This window comes from Dyadobacter sp. Leaf189, from assembly GCF_001424405.1.
In the GTDB taxonomy this organism is placed as follows: Bacteria; Bacteroidota; Bacteroidia; order Cytophagales; family Spirosomataceae; genus Dyadobacter.
This window is the reverse complement of record NZ_LMPS01000006.1, coordinates 472,195-491,016: the sequence shown is the minus strand read 5'-3', so window position 1 is coordinate 491,016 and position 18,822 is coordinate 472,195. Positions and strand designations below refer to the sequence as shown.

The following is an 18,822-nucleotide window of genomic DNA, read 5'->3' as shown; positions in this document are numbered from 1 at the left end:
GTTATCTCTAGATCTTTTCTCCGGCCATTAATACCTTCGCTGTCACCAATAATTGTCCCAAATGCCGTTGGGTATGCTCTGCCGCATGAAACAACAAGCCCAGCTGAGTGGAAGGGATCATTGCGCGGCCGACATATCTGATCTCCGACAATGTAGTTTCGTCCGCTTGTTTCAGCTGATTGATTGCCATGTCGACCTGATTTTTAAATTGCTGCAATAGGAAATGAAAAGAGATGCTTTCCTGCGGTATACCCTCGTTTTTGAGGTATTCCATCTGGCTTTCTGTTAAAGATTCCTGTCTGGCGTAAGTGAAAAGCCGGTCTAGCACACCGGTGAGGTGCTGCAAGTGAAAGCCGACCGAAGCGACGCCCGCCGGTTTTTCCCACAATAATGAAGCAGGGAACTGAGGCGCGATGGCGGATAATTCTTCAACAGCCTGCAATAATGCATGTGCTACGGGCTGCAACGCGGGCGTAAGATCGGGCAGGGGGCCACGCAGCCAGACTTCCAGATTTGATTTTGCATTCATCTGCCCAAGGTAAATAAAAAAAGGGGCTTGTTGAAGGCCCCTTTTACGAATTGTTAATTCTGATTATTTCGCGATATCGATCTGAACAGGCTTGCCTTTGATGGTGTTGCCGTCCATTGCGCGAAGTACAGCACGAGCATCACGCTCAGGTACGTCAACGAATGTGAATTTGTCATAAATGTCGATCGCTCCGATGGTTTTTCCAGGAATGTTAGCTTCTCCTGCAATGGCACCAACAATATCTTTCGGCATAATATGGTCTTTTCTGCCAAGGCTCAGGAACAAACGAGTCATGCCCGCTTCCGGTGCAGACTGGCGACGTGGCTCACCGTCACGGCTACCTTCCGGGCGACGGAAGTCACCTTTTGGTGCATAGCGGTCAGTGCTTCTGCGGTCACCTTCTCTTCTGTCTCCGCCTCTTTCAAAACGGCTGCCAGTTGAGCGTCTTTCGAAACGGTCACCACCTTCACGACGGCCACCATCGCGGTCACCGCGTCTTTCTTCCCAAGCCAGGTTAGCGTCGGCGTACTCATTTTTCTGAACACCCATGATCTGCTTCGCCATGGCACCTACAACCTGCTCAGTTGTATAACCAGCGTGGTTCAGCATTTCCAGAATGTCGCCGAAAAGCTCCTGATCGTCGCCTTCCTGGATGGAAGCTGAAATGCTTTCAACAAAGCGTGCTTTACGAACACCAACGATATCTTCATAAGAAGGAATAACTCCTTTTTCGATTTTTACCTTGGTATAGCCTTCAATTGATTTCAGACGATATTTTTCGTCGCGTGCAACCAGAGAGAATGCTTTTCCGGACATTCCGGCACGACCTGTACGGCCGATACGGTGTACGTAATATTCTTCGTCAAGAGGGATATCGTAGTTGATCACACCATCAAGACCACTAACGTCGATACCACGGGCAGCTACGTCAGTTGCAACAAGAATAGTAGTTACACCAGCTTTGAATTTGCTCATTACATTGCTTCTCTGCTGCTGGCGCAAATCGCCGTGGATACCTTCCGAAGCATAGCCTCTTAATTGAAGATCTTCCACGATCTCGTCCACTTTCCTTTTTGTATTACAAAAAACAAGCAGTGATTTCAAGTGGTGCATATCGATCAGGCGGGTCATAACTTCAACTTTCGCCTGTGGTTTTACTTCGAAGTAAACCTGTTCGATATTCTGGTTAGTCAGCTCGTTGCGGACTACCTTAATAAGAATAGGATCATTCAAAAAGCGTTTTGTGATCGACATAATCGGCTTCGACATAGTAGCCGAGAACAGGATAGTCTGACGATCTTCCGGCATATCAGCAAGGATGCTTTCAATATCCTCACGGAATCCCATATCCAGCATTTCGTCGGCCTCATCCAAAACCATCATTCTGACTTCGTCAAATTTCAGTGTTTTGCGTTCCATATGGTCCATTACACGACCGGGAGTACCTACTACGATGTGGACGCCTTTTTTCAAAGAGCGGATTTGTCTGTCGATGGAATCTCCACCATATATAGCTTCGATCTTAATACCGCGCTGAAATTTAGCTAGGCGACCGATCTCTTCCGACACCTGCACTGCCAACTCACGGGTTGGGCAAAGGACAAGTGCCTGAACTGCATTGCTGGTAAGGTCAATTCTTTCAAGTACAGGAATACCGAAAGCGGCCGTTTTACCGGTACCGGTTTGCGCCTGACCAATTACGTCAGAACCTTGCATTACGGCCGGGATTCCCTGTGCCTGAATAGGAGAGGGTTTTTCAAAACCCATTTCTGTAAGGGCTTTCAGGATATTCTCAGAGAGACCAAGCTCTGAAAAAGATTCAATTGTTTCAGTTGTCATTATCTGTTTATTAGTATTATTCTGGTTGGAAAAATCAGCTCTGCTGCATTGGCAACTCTGGTTTTGTCGAAACAAAAATAAACCTGGACTAAAACAGTTATTTCTTATTCAGACAAATGGCCTCTGTCGTAATGACGAGAGCTTACATGAAAATTTAAAAAAAGGGATTGCGCACAGCCCACCACAAACCATCCGTGGGGCTCTGCATTTGAACGGTTGTCTTTACCGGCGATTAGAGGTCGGTTGCTACTTTTAGATTAATGCCTGACCGTATGAAGCAGAGAAGCGAACGGATGTTCGTTAATTTTATGCAAAAGTAAGAAGATTATTGGAAAACACAACCTGCACTAAAAAACTAATTGTAATATTTTTAGAAAGTAAAAAACCTGACAGAAGGATCTCCGTCAGGTTTGCTTAGCAGGTTTGTCAAATCAGAACAATTCTTTCACATCTGTATAGGGTAGGTTCCATGCCTCAGAAACACCCTTGAACACTACTTTTCCATTCACTACATTCAGTCCTTTCCTGAGTTCTTCATTGCGGGTACAGGCTGTTTTCCATCCCTGGTTTGCTAGCTGAAGTGCATAAGGCAAAGTTGCATTTGTCAAAGCCAGTGTAGATGTATAAGGCACGGCGCCAGGCATGTTGGCAACACAATAATGCACTACTCCGTCCACTTCATAAATAGGGTGCTCGTGTGTGGTTGCCCTGGAAGTTTCGAAACAGCCGCCCTGATCAATTGCCACGTCTACCATAACGGTACCGGGCTTCATGAGCTTCAGCATATCCCGGGTAATGAGTGAGGGCGCTTTTGCGCCGGGGATCAGAACGCCGCCGATAATCAGGTTTGCACCTTTAATCAACTCACGGATATTATATTCGTTCGACATAACTGTATCGACATTCGCGGGCATAATATCTTCAAGGTAACGCAGGCGCGGCAGGCTGATATCCACAATCGTCACATTAGCGCCGAGGCCAGCCGCCATTTTCGCTGATTGCGTGCCCACAATACCGCCACCGAGCACAAGCACATTCGCCGGCTTCACGCCCGCTACTCCGCCCAACAGGATACCGAATCCACCCATTGGTTTTTCAAGATACTTGGCACCTTCCTGTACGGCCATTCTGCCGGCAACTTCGCTCATTGGTACCAGCAATGGAAGACTTCTGTCTGTTTTCTCTACGGTTTCGTAAGCCAGGCAAACTGCCTTTCTTTCCATCATCGCGTGGGTAAGAGGCTCTGAGGAGGCAAAGTGGAAATAGGTAAAGAGGAGCTGTCCTTCTTTGATAAGGGCGTATTCACTTTCAATCGGCTCTTTGACTTTGATAATCATTTCGGCGATCGCATACACTTCTTCAATTGTAGGCAGGATAGTAGCGCCGGCGCCTGCATATTCCTCGTCGCTGAACCCGCTTCCTTTTCCTGCCTCGGCCTGAATGTAAACTTCGTGGCCCTGCTTGCGGAACTCGGTAACCCCGGCCGGGGTCAGCGCGACGCGGTTTTCGTTGTTTTTAATTTCTTTGGGAACACCAATGATCATGTGAATAGTGGTTTGGGATTTTAAATTGCAGGAAAGGCATCAAAATTAGAGTGTTATGGAAAAAGACACCAGAAATCTGCTTTAAGACAGAAAAGAAAACTAATTTTATGCCAGCCGGCAAGAAAAAATCCTGCCATTTGCCCTTTCTGGAAGTCGGCAATCAGAAAAAAAAACTATATGCAACCTGACGCTACGGACCGCAAAATTCTGGCATTGTTACAAGACGATGCCCAGCTTACGATCAAAGAAATAGCGAGCCGGATCAACCTCTCTGTTACCCCGGTTCACGAACGCATCAGAAAGCTTGAAAAAGAAGGATTTATAGATAAATACGTGTGTCTCCTGAACAGGCGAAAGCTTGGCAAGAGCCTCGTTGTTTATTGTAATGTTACCCTCGACAAGCAACGTAAAGAAAGCTTTGAGGACTTCAACCAGGCGATTGTGAAAATGAGCGAAGTACTGGAATGTTCAGTCGTGTCAGGTAACTTTGATTATATGCTGAAAGTAATCGTTGAGGATGGGGAAGCGTATAATCAATTCTATCAGCAAAAACTTTCTGCATTAAAAAGCGTGTTACACATCAGCAGTTATTTTGTAATTTCCGAGATAAAGCATACTACTGGGATTTCAGTGGGCTAGAAGTCGGCTGCGGGCTATTGGCAGTTAGCTATTAGCTATTAGCTTCTTTCGGTCGCAACCGTGGGAGCGATCTATTAATGTTCACTGATGACATATTTATCAACTATAAAAGCCAAGAGCTAATATACAATTGCTAACAGCTAATAGCTAACAGCTTATTAAACGAATGAATAAAAACTTTAAGGATGGACTGAACTTAATGTCGAAGGTGACGCCTAAGCGTGCCTGGAATGCGATTCAGATATTGAGCAGCTACTTTTACTCAAAAATGACAGGTAACCCGGTTCACTGGGGTATGCCAATAGCCATTTCTTTCGAGCCTACTACATCGTGCAACCTGCGTTGCCCGGAATGCCCCAGCGGTCTCCGGTCTTTCACCCGGCCTACCGGAATGATGGAAGAGCAGCTTTATAAAAAGACAATCGACGAGCTTGCCGATACGCTTTTGTACCTGATTTTCTATTTCCAGGGAGAGCCTTACCTGCATCCTAAATTCTTTGAGCTGGTACAATACGCGCATGATAAGGGTATTTACACGGCTACTTCCACGAATGCGCATTATCTCACGGATGAGAAAGCGAGAAAAACGGTTGAATCCGGCCTGGACCGCCTGATTATATCCATTGACGGAACGACCCAGGACGTTTACCAGCAATATCGGGTTGGAGGTAACCTCGAAAAGGTACTTGAAGGAACACGCAATATCATCAAATGGAAAAAGGAGCTCAATTCGAGCACGCCGCACGTGATTTTCCAGTTCCTGGTCGTAAAGCCGAATGAGCACCAGATAGAGGAAGTGAAGAAGCTGGCTGAGGAAATGGGTGTTGACGAGGTTGGATTGAAAACCGCCCAGATTTACGATTATGAGGAAGGTTCTGAGCTTATTCCTACGATTGACAAATATTCCCGCTACCAGAAACATGACAACGGAAGTTATTCCATCAAGAATAAATTCGTCGACCATTGCTGGAAAATGTGGCATTCATGCGTGATTACCTGGGACGGCGCTGTGGTGCCCTGCTGCTTTGACAAGGATGCCGAATACAAGCTGGGTGATATGAAGCGACAAACTTTCCGACAGCTCTGGCGCGGCAAGAAATACGAAGACTTCCGGGCGTCGCTGATCCGCTCTCGTTCCGAGATTGAAATGTGCAAGAATTGTACTGAGGGAACGCAGGTTTGGGCGTGAAACATAGGGTTACAAGCGGCTTATTTCCATTTCTAATTAAATAATAATCTGTCCTAAGTAATTGATTATAAGTACGCTGAATGTTTTAGGCAAATCTGCGTGGAACATTTTTTGGTGAATTGCCCTGAATAACTGAAATTTGAAATCGGTAACACAAAAGGATACATGGGCAAAGTAATTGCAATTGCGAATCAAAAGGGAGGAGTAGGAAAGACGACCACCGCTATCAATTTGGCCGCCAGTTTGGCTGCACTGGAATTTCGAACTTTAATCATTGATGCTGATCCACAAGCTAATTCCACTTCCGGTCTGGGTTTTAACCCGCAGGAAATGGAAAACAGCATTTACGAATGCATGGTGGAACAGGCAAAAGCTTCCGAAATTATTCTGGAAACCGATTTTCCAAACCTGAATTTACTGCCTTCACATATTGACCTGGTTGGTGCTGAGATTGAAATGATCAATCTGAAAAACCGGGAGAACCGAATGAAAGATGCGATTGCGGAAGTTCGGGACAACTACGATTTTATTATCATCGACTGCTCACCTTCGCTTGGTTTGATCACGATCAATAGCCTTACAGCTGCGGATTCGGTCATCATTCCCGTTCAATGCGAGTACTTTGCGTTGGAAGGTCTCGGTAAGCTGCTCAATACGATCACCATTATTCAGTCCAGACTGAATACAGGCCTTATTATAGAAGGTATATTGCTGACAATGTACGATTTGCGTTTGCGTTTGTCGAACCAGGTTGTTAATGAAGTTACCAATCACTTCGAATCACTCGTTTTCAATACCATTATTCCAAGAAACGTCCGGATCAGCGAGGCTCCTAGCTATGGTATCCCTGTGATGGCGCAGGATTCTGATAGTAAGGGTGCAGTAAGTTACCTGAACCTGGCAAGAGAAATATTAAGTAAAAACGGTCTGCTATCCTCGGATAAAAAACTAGGGGTCAACTAATAACGATCAAATAGCTAAACGATGGAGAACAGCAGCAAGACCAAAAAGATGACAGGGCTGGGGAGAGGTTTGGGAGCTCTTCTGCAGGATTCTGAAAAAGTCAATAATTCAAGAACAACTTCAAGATTGCCGGCTGCCGAGGTGGTTGGCTCCATGAATGAGATCAATCTCGACCAGATTGAGGCAAATCCTTACCAGCCGCGTACCAAATTTGACCAGGAAGCCTTGCAGGAACTGGCAGATTCCATTCGCGTTCAGGGTATTATCCAACCCATTACAGTAAGGCAGCTTGCCGAAGATTCATACCAGCTGATTTCGGGAGAGCGCAGGTTGCAGGCTTCGAAGCTGATCGGGCTGGATACCATTCCTGCGTACGTCAGGACTGCCAATGACCAGCAGATGCTGGAAATGGCGCTGATCGAAAACATTCAGCGCGAGAACCTTAACTCTATAGAAATTGCCCTCAGCTACCAGCGCCTGATACTGGAATGTAACCTGAAACAGGAAGAACTCGGTATACGTGTCGGTAAGAACAGGACAACTGTCAATAACTATATCCGTTTGTTGAAATTGCCTCCCGTGATCCAGGCTGCATTGCGTGACAATAAGATCAGTATGGGACATGCCAGGGCCATTATCACCATCAACAGCGACCAGAGCCAGCTTAAAATTTTCAACAAGATCATTGAAGAAGGCTGGTCTGTGCGAAAGGTAGAGGACGAGGTAAGAAAGCTCGGGATGATGAGCAGCAGCTCGCTGACCGACAAGAAGCCGGTGACAATTAATCAGGAAATAAAGTCGTTACAATTTCAATTATCTTCATTTTTCGGAGCGAAGGTTTCCGTAAAGAGCAATGAGAACCACAAGGGAGAAATTAAGATCCCATTCACGTCTCAGGATGAATTAAAGAAGATTTTGGAAACATTGAAATTCAAATAGGACTTGAAAAACTGGTTTTTATCGGCGGTAATCCTGCTACTATCCGGGGCTGTATCGGCGCAGAACACGATCCCAAGAGACAGCGTTAAAACACTGAATGTTCCCATTGTGGTGAACGATAGCACTGTTTTGCTACCGGGTGATACGTTAAAAAAGGTTAAAGGTTTCATGCCTGTTCCTAAAACCGCGACCAGAATGGCGCTGATACCGGGACTTGGCCAGATTTACAACCGCGACTACTGGAAGGCGCCTATTGTATATCTTGCATTCGGCGGCGGACTTTATACCTATTACCTGAATTCTTTGAAATACCACGACTATTTGTCGGCTTACAAAGAGTTTTACAATCTGGACAAGAACAGTCCAACTTACGGCCAGCCAAAGCCGGAACTGGTTGACTCTACGGTAACAGTAAGAGTGAGAAGCTTGCTTAATACCAGCAGCACCTACCAGCCTGCTAGCAGGGACCAGGCTTTAAGAGGAAAAAATTACTGGCGACGGAACCGCGGATTTGCATTGATCGTGACCGGCCTGATATACACACTTTCAATTATTGAGGCTAATGTAGCGGCGCATTTGAAGACTTTTGATCTTTCCGATGACCTTACATTGCGAATAGAGCCTAAACTTCAGCAGCCGGCAATGCGGACACCAGCTCCGGGCGTGCGGCTGGTTTTTAATATTAAATAGCTTTTATTGAATCAAATATTGTAGTTAATGAAAATACTGTTACTCGGTTACGGCAAAATGGGGAAAACGATTGAGAAGATTGCAATCGAAAGAGGGCACACGATCGTAGCAAAAATTGACCTGCAAAACCGAGCAGAAATGGAAGAATTAGGCCGGGAAGATGTTGACGTGGCCATTGAATTCAGCGCTCCGGAATCTGCTTTTGAGAATATAACGTATTGTTTAAAAAAGGGCTGGCCGATTGTAAGCGGAACAACGGGCTGGCTTGAACACAGAACAGAGATAGAACAGCTTTGTCTGGATACCAAAGGCGCTTTCTTTTATGCTTCTAATTACAGCATTGGTGTTAACCTGTTTTTCCGGCTCAATAAGCAGCTCGCACGTTTGATGAAGGGACAGGCATACCGCAGCTCGATGACTGAGATACACCATATCCACAAACTGGACGCGCCCAGCGGTACTGCGATCACCCTCGCCGAAGGTATTATGGAAGGCAGCGGCGAGCAGAAAGGATGGAAGCTTGCACCAGAGGATGAGGAAGGTTTTATTCAAATTGAAGCTAAAAGGCTGGGAGAAGTACCGGGTACCCACATTGTCCGTTACGAATCACAGGTTGATACCATTGAAATTACGCATACAGCCCACAATCGCGATGGATTTGCATTAGGCGCAGTGGTTTCGGCCGAGTGGCTGCCTGGCAAAGCAGGTGTGTTCGGGATGAACGATCTGCTTGAAAATCTAGATTAAATCGCCCCCTTCTATCTTATAAAAGCAACAAAAAAGCATGGCTATTAACAGAGAGTTAATTTCAGATAAAGTGAGTACGAAAAAGAAGAAATCGGCAGTTAGGGAGTGGTTTGATTCCATTCTCTTTGCTGTGGTCGCGGCAACATTGATCCGCTGGCTGTTTTTTGAAGCGTTTACAATTCCTACTCCGTCGATGGAGAATAGTTTGCTGGTGGGAGATTTCCTGTTTGTCAGCAAGCTGCATTACGGTACCCGCACGCCGAAAACCCCATTGCAGGTTCCATTGACGCACCAGACGATCTGGGGTACCAATATTCCTTCCTATACCGATGCTATCCAGCTTCCTCAATACAGATTGCCTGGTTTCAGCGAAGTAAAACGCGGCGACGTGGTCGTGTTCAATTATCCGCCTGAAATGCAGCATCCGGTAGATTTGAAGACCAACTATATCAAACGTTGCGTTGGTCTGCCCGGCGACCAGCTCGAAGTGCGCGACTTGCAGGTTTATGCAAATGGTACCGCTGAGCCAAATCCGGCGCGAATGGAGAACGAGTACTTTGTTGCCACTACCACTGCGGTAAATGAAGTGAAAGTGTTCAAGGAAAATGGGATTTCTGAGTACAACGCGTATTCTGAAAGTTATAATGATACAATTCCGGGAAATGATCAGCAGGGTTATCTTGTTTTCACAACCGAAGAAATCGCTGCGAAGCTTAAAACCTACGACTTTGTAAAAGGAATTACACTGGTGAAATCTTCGAAGGACATTAGTGAACCGATGTTGTACCCAAATTCAACATTGTTTAAATGGAACCGCGATAACTACGGACCTGTAACTGTCCCGAAAGAAGGAGTTAGTGTACAATTGACACCGGAGAATGTAGCACTTTACGGTACGGTGATCAAAAACTATGAGGAGAATGAGAACGTGGAGCTCGGAGAAAAGTCGGTTAAGATCGCCGGAAAGGAAATTACCAGCTACACGTTCAAGCAGGACTATTATTTCATGATGGGGGATAACCGCCATAACTCAGCGGATTCACGCTATTGGGGGTTTGTTCCGGAAGATCACATTGTAGGAAAAGCAGTATTCGTGTGGATGTCCATTGATCCTAGTCCGACGAGCTTCTTCAATAAAATCCGTTGGAGCCGCATATTCCGTGTGATTAATTAACTGGAATTTCTCTTAGGAAAAGAGAGGCTGCGAAGTCTCTCTTTTTTTGTATACTAATATATAAGAAAAATTAATATACATATTGATTATTTATATCTGTAATAAGTATCTTGCGCATGCATCTTTGATCCTTTTTTATGCCTGTTCTCGAAATTACCCCTAAGAACACACAGCAGCCTCACAAGAAAACTCCTTTCCACGAGTGGTTTGACTCCATCCTATTTGCTGTAATAGCAGCTTCATTGATCCGGTGGCTATTTTTCAGCGCATTTGTAATCCCGACTCCATCGATGGAAAACAGCTTGCTGGTAGGTGACTACCTCTTCGTAAGCAGGCTGCATTACGGTACTACCACGCCGATCACCCCGTTGCAGGTACCGCTTACACACCAGACGATCTGGGGTACGCAGATTCCATCTTACCTCGATTGGATCCAGCTCCCGCAATTCAGACTGCCCGGCTTTACGGATGTGAAAAATGGTGATGTGGTGGTGTTCAACTTACCGGTGGAGCATCCCGACACTTACCAGAAGTACAGCAACGTACTGCCAGACCTGCACCCGCATCCGGTCGATCTTCGGTCCAATTACATTAAAAGGTGCGTAGGAATCCCAGGTGATCAACTGGAAGTAAAGGCGGGGCAGGTTGTGATCAATGGCGTGCCGGCTGCTAATCCGCCGGGAATGCAGCAGGAATATTTCTTGTCAGCTACTACGCAGGTTAATGAAGAAAATGTATTCCGGCGCAACGGGGTAGTGGACTACGCGCCATTTACCGAGAGTTTTGGCGATACCATTGCGTCCAATGATGAATTTGGATACATCATTAAGACGACAGATGAGACTGTCGAGAAGCTAAAAGCTTACGATTTTGTAAAACGCATTCAGCCGATCCTCTTGGATAAAGGTTTGAAGGAGCCTTACCTGTTCCCTAACTCGGATCAACTCGACTGGAACAAGGATAACTACGGCCCCATTTTGGTACCTAAGAAGGGCGCAACGATAACGCTCAATGCTGGTAATGTCGCATTGTATGCCGATGTAATCAAAAGTGACGAAGGGAATGCAGGTATAACCATTGAGAATGGGAAGATATTACAAAATGGAAAGGCGCTTGAACGCTACACGTTTCGTCAGGACTATTATTTCATGATGGGAGATAACCGCCATAATTCCGCTGATTCACGCTATTGGGGGTTCGTTCCCAAAGATCACATTGTTGGTAAAGCAGTTTTTGTATGGATGTCTATTGATCCTGATCCGACCAGCTTTTTTCAAAAAATTCGCTGGGAAAGAGTTTTTCGGATTATCAGGTAATGAAAAAGTCCGGCTCGATATCAAGCCGGACTTTCTTTTTGCTTCTGAATACGTTACTCTTCCTGAGAGAAAATCAGCGCGGTATATGGGGGGATTTGTAAAGATCCGTGGAAAGGATGGTTGTCCATTTCACCCTCGAAAGTTTCAATGTCCTTGATTCCAATGTGAGAAAAGTCTGGATCGTAGTCTTCATTGTCGCTGTTGAACCTCAAATTCCAAGTGCCGCCTCTCGGGAAGCCGATTTTATAATCATCGAAGGTTTCAATTGAGAAATTCAAAACTACGATAACGCTGTCCTTCGGCCCGCCTTCGCTCCAACGGTGCATTGCAATAATCTTCTTCTCATTATCAACACGGATCAACTCAACATTTTGCCCCTGAAGACCTTTTGTTACGCCAAACCAGTTTCTTCTCAAATGGATCAGATCGCGGTGCAGATTTGCGAAACCGCTGAATTTTTCCAATCGCGTCCAGTCGATTGGGTCACTGTCCGAAAACCATTTGTCTTCCAGCAGCGGCTGACCCTGAAATATCATCGGGATACCCGGAGAAGTGAGCACAAGTGCCACACCGAGTGCCGCCCGCTTTTTAGAGTACCAGTTATTTACGTCACCATCTGCAATCTCCTCTGCTACTCTTGCCTGACCATTTGAGACTTCATCGTGCGACTCTGTGTATATAATGCGCTGGAAATAGTCCGAATTGAAACGCGAGCTGATCGCGTCTGCAACTTTTACCATATCACGGTCGCCATCGTGCTGGGTAATGATCGCGTCTCTTACAGTATGCACGAACTCGGCATCCCACTGCGATCCATATCCCAAACCGCCATTTTCAACGGAGTTGGTGATGAAATCCAGGGAATGCATATCCTCTGCAATGGTAATGCAATTGGGGTAATGCTGGCGAATATCGGAATTGATCCATTGCATCAGTGAAATTCCTTCGGGAATATCGTTTCCGGGATTACCGTCTGCTTTTACATTCCTGATATATGGTACCATATCCATTCTCAATCCGTCGACGCGGTAATCTTTCAGCCACATCAATGCATTGTCGCGGATATACTGACGTACTTCGCCGCGCCCGTAATCTGGTCGCGTGCTTCCCCAGGGTGTTTCCGCTTTCCAGTCGTTGTAAAAGTAAATACCGCCCCCGTCGTTTTCCGACCAGCCGTCAAACTGCCACAAATCCAGGTCTGACGGACCAAAGTGATTGTAAACCACATCCAGAATGACAGCTAACCCGGCTTCGTGTGCAGCTTTAACAAAGGCTTTCAGTCCGTCCGGACCACCGTAGTCTGCCTCAATGGAAAACGGGTTTGCAGGATTGTATCCCCACGAACGCGATCCCGGAAACTCGGCACAAGGCATTAGCTCGATTGCATTAAAGCCCATTTCTTTAAGATAGGGCAATTTTTCAATGGCTGTGTAAAAGGTACCAACCTGATCCTTATCCTTTACATTAAATGTGCCGACGTGCAGCTCGTAAATGACGATCTCGTGCCAGCTTGGGATCTGAAAAGTAGTGTCCTGCCAGTCAAAAGAAGCATGGTTATATACAATGCAGTTACCGGCAGAATTCGTCATTTTCAATGCATAAGGGTCATTTCTATGCAAATCACCTGCGGGTGTTTTTAATAAAAATTTATATTCATCTCCTTCTTTGGAGTTCTCAACTAAAAGGCCCCAATAACCATTTTCTTCGGCTTGAAGCATATTTGCAGTCTCATTCCAATCATTAAAGGTGCCGATTACGGAAACACTCTCGGCGTGTGGTGCCCAAACCCGGTAGTATACTCCCTCCGGATAACAGGTTGCTCCCATGCCTTCGTAATGTTCAATCGTTTCGGCGTTATCGGTATTAAAATTTTCCATACTAGCTGTTTGGTAAATGAAGTTGTATTTAGGTGATTCATTGACGTATATTGACAAAATGCATGCCACATTTTTTCTGAGGGCACCGCGACAGTCTTTACACAAAAACACACTTAAATGGAAGGTATTTCAGAGGCAGAAAAGATCTGCATTCTCGCACTTGTACAAACCCCCGGAGTTGGCTCTGTCACGATCAGACAACTGATCAGCTACTGCGGCAGCGCCTCAAAAGTATTTGATGCCGATTACAAAAAATTAATAAAGATCCCGGGAGTAGGGGACAAGGTCGTTAAAGCAGTTCTGGCTAAAAGTGAGCTGGATTGGGCTGAAAAGGAATATATCAGATGTAATAAGGAGCTTATCGATCTCCATTTCTTCACGGATCAAACCTACCCGCTCCGACTGAAACCACTTTACGATGCGCCGATTGTACTTTATTCAAAGGGAGAAATCGATTTCAATGCGAAAAGAGCTGTCGGTGTTGTGGGTACGAGGCAAATCAGTGAATATGGAAAGGCAGTTACCGAAACCATCGTTCGGGATCTGGAACCTTACAACGCGCTCGTCGTGAGCGGGCTGGCTTATGGCGTGGATATTACTGCGCACCGCGCGTGCATCAAGCATAACCTCCCTACCATCGGAGTAATGGCGAGTGGGCTAGATGTGATCTATCCAGCGACGCACAAACGAACTGCCGAAGAAATGCAGATCAATGGAGGAATTGTTACTGAGAATACATTGCAGACAAAACCTGATTTCATGAGATTTCCGGCACGAAACCGAATTATTGCGGGGTTGAGCGATGTTGTGATTGTGGTGGAATCGGGGAAGAAAGGCGGCAGTCTGATCACGGTTGAATTTGCCCAGAATTATCACCGTGATGTATATGCAGTGCCGGGTATGATCGGCAATAATCAGTCAGAAGGTTGTAATATGCTGATCAGAGACCATAAAGCTTCTATTTTCACCTCTGTCGAAGATCTTGCCACAGCCCTTAACTGGACCATGAACAACGATCCGACCTCAGTTATGGAACAAAGGCCGCAACATATCAGTTTTGAAGGTTTCACCCAGGACGAAGGACAGGTGTTATCGATGTTGAAACAGAAAGGGCCGACTCAGATCGATGAGTTGGCCTGGCAATCAGGTCTCCATTTGAATAAATTGGCAACATTATTGCTGAACCTGGAATTTCAGGGAATGATCCGCTCGTTACCTGGTAAGAAATACAGTTTAATTTGATGAATGAGCATAAATACTGACGAGATAATCAAGAAAGGAGAGGGGCTGACTGTTGAGTTCAAGAGTAAGATTGACAGTCCGGCCAAGATAGCGAAGACCATTGTTTCATTCGCCAATACTTCGGGCGGCACATTGCTGATCGGCGTGGCGGATACGGGTATTGTAACCGGCGTACCTTCCGAGCTGACCGAATTACAGAAGCTGGAAAAAGCATTGACGGATTACATTGAACCCAAGCTATTGGTACAGATCAAATCCCAGACATCATCGGGTAAAAAGCTGCTCGTTGTAGAAATCAAGGAAAGTGAGGATAAGCCGCATTATGTGTTGAATGAGCGCGGAGCACGGACCATTTATATCAGGGTAAAAGACAAGAGCGTTCCAATTCCCAAGCTGCTGCTTTACAATGATGGTGATGGACAAACTGAAAAGTTACTGGCAAACCGGCATGTAAAAACATTGGTCTCTTACCTTAAAACGTCCGACTCAGTTTCAGCAAAGTTATTTTCCCGTATGATCAACATTTCAGAAAAGCGGGCTGAACGAATGTTGCAGGACCTGGCTGCCCGGCAGATTTTGTTGAAAATACCGGGAACAAGACCGGAGATATTCAGTTTGAAATGGACTGAATGAAAAAAGGATCAGCCGAGTGCTGATCCTTTTTCGTTTCATTTAGTTGATTCCTACCAACTCAAGCTCAAAGATGAGATCCTGTCCCGCCAGCGGGTGATTTGCATCCAGAACTACGGTGTCCTCGGTAACTTCGCGTACAACGACCTGAATAACCTGGCCACCATCCTGATGCATATTCAGGGTGCTGCCGATTTCAAGAGGGATATCAGAAGGGATCTGGCTGCGATCGAAATTAATGATCATATCTTCATTGATCGGGCCGTAAGCTTCTTCGTTGGGAATGTGGATCGTCTTTTTGTCACCAACTTCCATCCCTGTCACACCGTCATCAAATCCTTTGATAACCTGTCCGCTGCCTAATTGGAAATTGAGCGGGTCACGGCCTTCCGATGAATCGAAAAGCTGTCCGTCTGGTAAAGTGCCTTTGTAATGTACTTGTACATTATCTCCTGCCTGCGCCTGCTTCATTTTGCTTTTTCTTAAATGGTTAAAAATATCCAGCCTTCCGGATTATGTACAACTGGTGGTAAAATTAGTATGCCCTTGCAAAAACGACCCTGCCAGTCGAAGGTTTACCTGAGTAAATGCAGGTTCCTGCCTCTTCTTCCTGATCCAGGGGAATGCAGCGGATTGTTGCCTTGGTTTCTTCTTTGATTTTTTCCTCTGTTTCGGAGGTACCATCCCAATGTGCCAGGATAAAGCCGCCTTTGGTATCCAGCACTTCGTTAAACTCTTCAAACGTATCCACTTTATGCGTATTCTCTTTGCGGAAAGCGAGCGCTTTGTTGTAGATGGACTCCTGGATATTGTCTAAAAGTGCTCTTACATGCTCAGCAATTCCATCGAGGCTTACTGTTTCCTTGGTTTTGGTATCTCTCCGTGCCACTTCGATGGTGCCATTTTCAAGATCCCGTCCGCCAAGAGCCAGCCTTACAGGAACTCCTTTCAGCTCATATTCCGCGAATTTGTAGCCAGGTTTGTACGCGTCGCTTGAATCGTACTTAACAGAAATCCCCATCTTTTTCAGCTGCTTCGTAATGTCTGCAACCTTATCTGAAATCTGCTGCAATTGTTCTTCATTCTTGTAAATAGGAACGATTACAACCTGGATTGGTGCCAGTTTCGGAGGTAGTACCAGGCCGCTGTCGTCAGAGTGCGCCATGATCAATGCACCCATCAGGCGTGTACTTACGCCCCATGAAGTTCCCCAGACATATTCAAGTTTACCGTCCTTATCCTGGAATTTTACATCAAATGCAGTCGCAAAGTTCTGGCCCAGGAAGTGAGAGGTACCCGCCTGCAATGCTTTTCCGTCCTGCATCAAAGCTTCAATGCAATATGTATTTTCCGCCCCTGCGAAACGCTCGTTGGCCGTTTTAATTCCTTTTACTACGGGTAGCGCCATCCATTCTTCTGCAAATGTGGCGTATACTTCAAGCATTTGCTCGCTTTCAGCAATCGCTTCCTGTGCAGTAGCGTGCGCGGTGTGTCCCTCCTGCCATAAGAATTCAGCTGTTCTCAAAAATAAACGCGTCCGCATTTCCCAGCGTACCACATTTGCCCATTGATTGATCAGCAAAGGCAGGTCGCGGTATGATTGGATCCAGTTTTTGTAAGTGCTCCAGATAACCGTTTCCGAAGTCGGGCGAACAATGAGCTCTTCTTCCAGCTTTGCATCCGGGTCAACGATTACTCCTTTTCCATTCGGGTCATTTTTCAGACGGTAATGCGTTACAACGGCGCATTCCTTCGCAAAGCCTTCCACGTGCGAAGCTTCTTTACTGAGGTAAGATTTCGGGATAAAAAGCGGGAAGTAGGCATTGGTGTGGCCCGTTTCCTTGAACATATCGTCAAGTGCCCGCTGCATCTTCTCCCAGATTGAATAGCCGTAAGGTTTGATCACCATACAACCTCTGACAGCAGAATTCTCAGCCAAATCAGCACGTTTTACCAGCTCATTATACCATTCGGAGTAGTTTTCACTTCGTGTTGGCAGGGATTTACTCATTATTAGGATTATTTTGTAATGGAAATGGAGTATACTGCTATAAATGCTCTTTTTTGCAGCAGTTGCAAAGATAGTTTTTTATGTTAACTTTGGAATTAATGTCATGTAACAGGCGTTTACTTACTAGTTTGGAATAGATTTTATAACTATATTAGCAACAAACATTTAATCCTTTAAAGCCATGAGTACAATCAACAAAGCAAAGCATCTTTCTTTGCTTATTTTGCTGGGAGCTTGGGGATGTACCAATAATCAACAGATATCGCGTTCGGGTGGATACGACGACCTATACGGTGGCGGTCCTGCTTCGGGGGTAGTAACGAGAGACAGAGGTGCAGATCAGGAATTATCCCGCACGGACAACCCGGATTACAGCTATACAGGTGAATACGCTGAGAACGGAACAAGTGATTATTACGACGAATCGTACTTGTCATCGCGAGGTGCCAAACGTGCGATTTCAAGCGATGTAGGTTATAATGCAGGTTTTGTAGACGGTTATAATCAGGCAAGCCGGTTCTCTAATTTCGGAGGAATGGGCTCTTACTGGCCAGGTATGATGAGTGCAGGAATGCGCTTCGGATATGGTAACTCAATGCGTTTCAGCCCTTATATCGGATTTGGAATGGGTTCAATGTTCGGATATTCTCCATTTGGTTACTCTCCTTGGGGTGGTAGTATGATGGGATACGGAATGGGCTACGGAAGTATGATGGCTTACGGTTATGATCCGTTTGGTTATAATAGTCCATGGGGCCTTGGAAGCCCTTACGGATATTATGACGGCTTTTACGGCGGCGGATACGGTTTCGGAGGAGGTTACGGCTACTCGCCGTGGGCTTACAGCCGTCCGGTTATCGTAGTGAACAGTCCTGAAAGAGGCGTTTCCAGGACATATGGTCCGAGAGTTGTTACAAATGGAACCCACGGCGTAAGAAATGCAACATCAGCTCCGTCACGGTCTGCTGGTGGTGTTACAGGTGACAGAGGTGGAAGACGCGCTTCGAATGCGATTTCTGCAAACGATAATTACGTTTCCCCAAGATCGTCAAGATCCTACAACAGAGGTGAAGTTTCAAACCCGGGTGGAAGAACTGCTAATAGTGGTTATTCTTCACGCGGAAGCAGCGAGGGTAACAATGTATATTACTCGCGTCCACGTCAAGCCAATGCAAGCACGTATTCTGAGCCAAATTCAGCAGCAACAGGCAGCTATACGCCAAGGTCGTCAAGAAGCAGCAGTACATATAACTCGCCTTCTTATACACCTTCAAGAAGCCAGTCTGACTACAACAGTCCTGCCAGAACTTATACGCCCTCAAGAAGCGAATCGTACAGTGCGCCGACCCGTACTTACAGTGCACCAAGTTATAGCGCGCCTTCAAGAAGTTACAGCGCACCATCTGGTGGCGGCGGTGGAGGAAGAGTTTCAAGCCCTTCTTCAAGAGGACCAAGATAACTGAAGTAATGTAATTTTATTACATATAGAGACC

17 protein-coding genes are annotated in these 18,822 nt (G+C 45.9%); 11 read left to right on the top strand and 6 right to left on the bottom strand.

Annotation, left to right across the window (positions count from 1 at the left end; all coding sequences use genetic code 11):
- Positions 1–7 precede the first annotated feature (7 nt).
- The 3 genes from ASG33_RS20620 to ald form a co-directional block, all read right to left on the bottom strand.
- Entirely contained in the window at positions 8–529 is a 522-nt protein-coding gene (locus ASG33_RS20620) for a DinB family protein (protein ID WP_056289894.1), read from the bottom strand.
- Positions 530–592: 63 nt separating this feature from the next.
- Entirely contained in the window at positions 593–2,368 is a 1,776-nt protein-coding gene (locus tag ASG33_RS20615) for a DEAD/DEAH box helicase (RefSeq protein WP_056289891.1), read from the bottom strand.
- A gap of 431 nt (positions 2,369–2,799) precedes the next feature.
- Positions 2,800–3,912 (bottom strand): alanine dehydrogenase, encoded by a 1,113-nt coding sequence (ald, locus tag ASG33_RS20610; protein WP_056289888.1) that lies wholly within the window; start codon positions 3,910–3,912, stop codon positions 2,800–2,802.
- 177 nt (positions 3,913–4,089) lie between these two features.
- On the opposite strand from ald, the gene ASG33_RS20605 reads away from it, so the two are divergent.
- The 8 genes from ASG33_RS20605 to lepB (ASG33_RS20570) all read left to right on the top strand — a co-directional run bounded on the left by ASG33_RS20605 (position 4,090) and on the right by lepB (ASG33_RS20570) (position 11,569).
- Positions 4,090–4,551 (top strand): Lrp/AsnC family transcriptional regulator, encoded by a 462-nt coding sequence (locus ASG33_RS20605; RefSeq protein WP_056289885.1) that lies wholly within the window; start codon positions 4,090–4,092, stop codon positions 4,549–4,551.
- 166 nt (positions 4,552–4,717) lie between these two features.
- Positions 4,718–5,740, top strand: a complete 1,023-nt coding sequence (locus tag ASG33_RS20600; protein ID WP_056289883.1) for an SPASM domain-containing protein — start codon at positions 4,718–4,720, stop codon at positions 5,738–5,740.
- 165 nt (positions 5,741–5,905) lie between these two features.
- Positions 5,906–6,703: a ParA family protein gene (locus ASG33_RS20595; RefSeq protein ID WP_056289880.1), complete on the top strand. Its 798-nt coding sequence runs from the start codon at positions 5,906–5,908 to the stop codon at positions 6,701–6,703.
- A gap of 21 nt (positions 6,704–6,724) precedes the next feature.
- Positions 6,725–7,642 (top strand): ParB/RepB/Spo0J family partition protein, encoded by a 918-nt coding sequence (locus ASG33_RS20590; RefSeq protein WP_056289877.1) that lies wholly within the window; start codon positions 6,725–6,727, stop codon positions 7,640–7,642.
- Positions 7,643–7,645: 3 nt separating this feature from the next.
- Positions 7,646–8,332: a DUF5683 domain-containing protein gene (locus ASG33_RS20585; protein WP_056289874.1), complete on the top strand. Its 687-nt coding sequence runs from the start codon at positions 7,646–7,648 to the stop codon at positions 8,330–8,332.
- 27 nt (positions 8,333–8,359) lie between these two features.
- Positions 8,360–9,079: a 4-hydroxy-tetrahydrodipicolinate reductase gene (dapB, locus tag ASG33_RS20580; RefSeq protein ID WP_056289872.1), complete on the top strand. Its 720-nt coding sequence runs from the start codon at positions 8,360–8,362 to the stop codon at positions 9,077–9,079.
- Between the two features lie 37 nt (positions 9,080–9,116).
- Positions 9,117–10,253 carry a signal peptidase I gene (lepB, locus tag ASG33_RS20575; RefSeq protein ID WP_056289868.1) on the top strand — a complete coding sequence of 379 codons (1,137 nt, stop codon included), beginning with the start codon at positions 9,117–9,119 and terminating at the stop codon, positions 10,251–10,253.
- Positions 10,254–10,390: 137 nt separating this feature from the next.
- Positions 10,391–11,569, top strand: a complete 1,179-nt coding sequence (gene lepB / locus ASG33_RS20570) for a signal peptidase I (RefSeq protein WP_056289866.1) — start codon at positions 10,391–10,393, stop codon at positions 11,567–11,569.
- A gap of 53 nt (positions 11,570–11,622) precedes the next feature.
- Here lepB (ASG33_RS20570) and ASG33_RS20565 read toward each other — a convergent pair whose 3' ends face one another.
- Positions 11,623–13,446, bottom strand: coding sequence for an alpha-amylase family glycosyl hydrolase (locus ASG33_RS20565; protein WP_056289863.1), 1,824 nt, complete (start codon positions 13,444–13,446; stop codon positions 11,623–11,625).
- A gap of 117 nt (positions 13,447–13,563) precedes the next feature.
- Here ASG33_RS20565 and dprA point away from each other — a divergent pair, with 117 nt between their 5' ends.
- Positions 13,564–14,688 carry a DNA-processing protein DprA gene (gene dprA / locus ASG33_RS20560; RefSeq protein ID WP_056289860.1) on the top strand — a complete coding sequence of 375 codons (1,125 nt, stop codon included), beginning with the start codon at positions 13,564–13,566 and terminating at the stop codon, positions 14,686–14,688.
- A gap of 3 nt (positions 14,689–14,691) precedes the next feature.
- A complete protein-coding gene (locus tag ASG33_RS20555; RefSeq protein WP_056289857.1) occupies positions 14,692–15,321 on the top strand; it encodes a helix-turn-helix domain-containing protein in 630 nt (209 codons plus the stop codon).
- Positions 15,322–15,360: 39 nt separating this feature from the next.
- On the opposite strand, the gene ASG33_RS20550 is transcribed toward ASG33_RS20555, so the two are convergent.
- A complete protein-coding gene (locus tag ASG33_RS20550) occupies positions 15,361–15,789 on the bottom strand; it encodes a peptidylprolyl isomerase (protein WP_056289853.1) in 429 nt (142 codons plus the stop codon).
- A gap of 64 nt (positions 15,790–15,853) precedes the next feature.
- A complete protein-coding gene (gene proS / locus ASG33_RS20545) occupies positions 15,854–17,329 on the bottom strand; it encodes a proline--tRNA ligase (RefSeq protein ID WP_056289849.1) in 1,476 nt (491 codons plus the stop codon).
- Between the two features lie 181 nt (positions 17,330–17,510).
- On the opposite strand from proS, the gene ASG33_RS20540 reads away from it, so the two are divergent.
- A complete protein-coding gene (locus ASG33_RS20540; protein WP_056289846.1) occupies positions 17,511–18,788 on the top strand; it encodes a hypothetical protein in 1,278 nt (425 codons plus the stop codon).
- Positions 18,789–18,822: the final 34 nt, after the last annotated feature.

Bases quoted from the DNA above. Each gene is read 5' to 3' on its own strand.
- ASG33_RS20620 (WP_056289894.1), bottom strand. From the start codon at position 529: ATGAATGCAAAATCAAATCTGGAAGTCTGGCTGCGTGGCCCCCTGCCC.
- ASG33_RS20615 (WP_056289891.1), bottom strand. From the start codon at position 2,368: ATGACAACTGAAACAATTGAATCTTTTTCAGAGCTTGGTCTCTCTGAG.
- ald (WP_056289888.1), bottom strand. From the start codon at position 3,912: ATGATCATTGGTGTTCCCAAAGAAATTAAAAACAACGAAAACCGCGTC.
- ASG33_RS20605 (WP_056289885.1), top strand. From the start codon at position 4,090: ATGCAACCTGACGCTACGGACCGCAAAATTCTGGCATTGTTACAAGAC.
- ASG33_RS20600 (WP_056289883.1), top strand. From the start codon at position 4,718: ATGAATAAAAACTTTAAGGATGGACTGAACTTAATGTCGAAGGTGACG.
- ASG33_RS20595 (WP_056289880.1), top strand. From the start codon at position 5,906: ATGGGCAAAGTAATTGCAATTGCGAATCAAAAGGGAGGAGTAGGAAAG.
- ASG33_RS20590 (WP_056289877.1), top strand. From the start codon at position 6,725: ATGGAGAACAGCAGCAAGACCAAAAAGATGACAGGGCTGGGGAGAGGT.
- dapB (WP_056289872.1), top strand. From the start codon at position 8,360: ATGAAAATACTGTTACTCGGTTACGGCAAAATGGGGAAAACGATTGAG.
- lepB (WP_056289868.1), top strand. From the start codon at position 9,117: ATGGCTATTAACAGAGAGTTAATTTCAGATAAAGTGAGTACGAAAAAG.
- lepB (WP_056289866.1), top strand. From the start codon at position 10,391: ATGCCTGTTCTCGAAATTACCCCTAAGAACACACAGCAGCCTCACAAG.
- ASG33_RS20565 (WP_056289863.1), bottom strand. From the start codon at position 13,446: ATGGAAAATTTTAATACCGATAACGCCGAAACGATTGAACATTACGAA.
- dprA (WP_056289860.1), top strand. From the start codon at position 13,564: ATGGAAGGTATTTCAGAGGCAGAAAAGATCTGCATTCTCGCACTTGTA.
- ASG33_RS20555 (WP_056289857.1), top strand. From the start codon at position 14,692: ATGAGCATAAATACTGACGAGATAATCAAGAAAGGAGAGGGGCTGACT.
- ASG33_RS20550 (WP_056289853.1), bottom strand. From the start codon at position 15,789: ATGAAGCAGGCGCAGGCAGGAGATAATGTACAAGTACATTACAAAGGC.
- proS (WP_056289849.1), bottom strand. From the start codon at position 17,329: ATGAGTAAATCCCTGCCAACACGAAGTGAAAACTACTCCGAATGGTAT.
- ASG33_RS20540 (WP_056289846.1), top strand. From the start codon at position 17,511: ATGAGTACAATCAACAAAGCAAAGCATCTTTCTTTGCTTATTTTGCTG.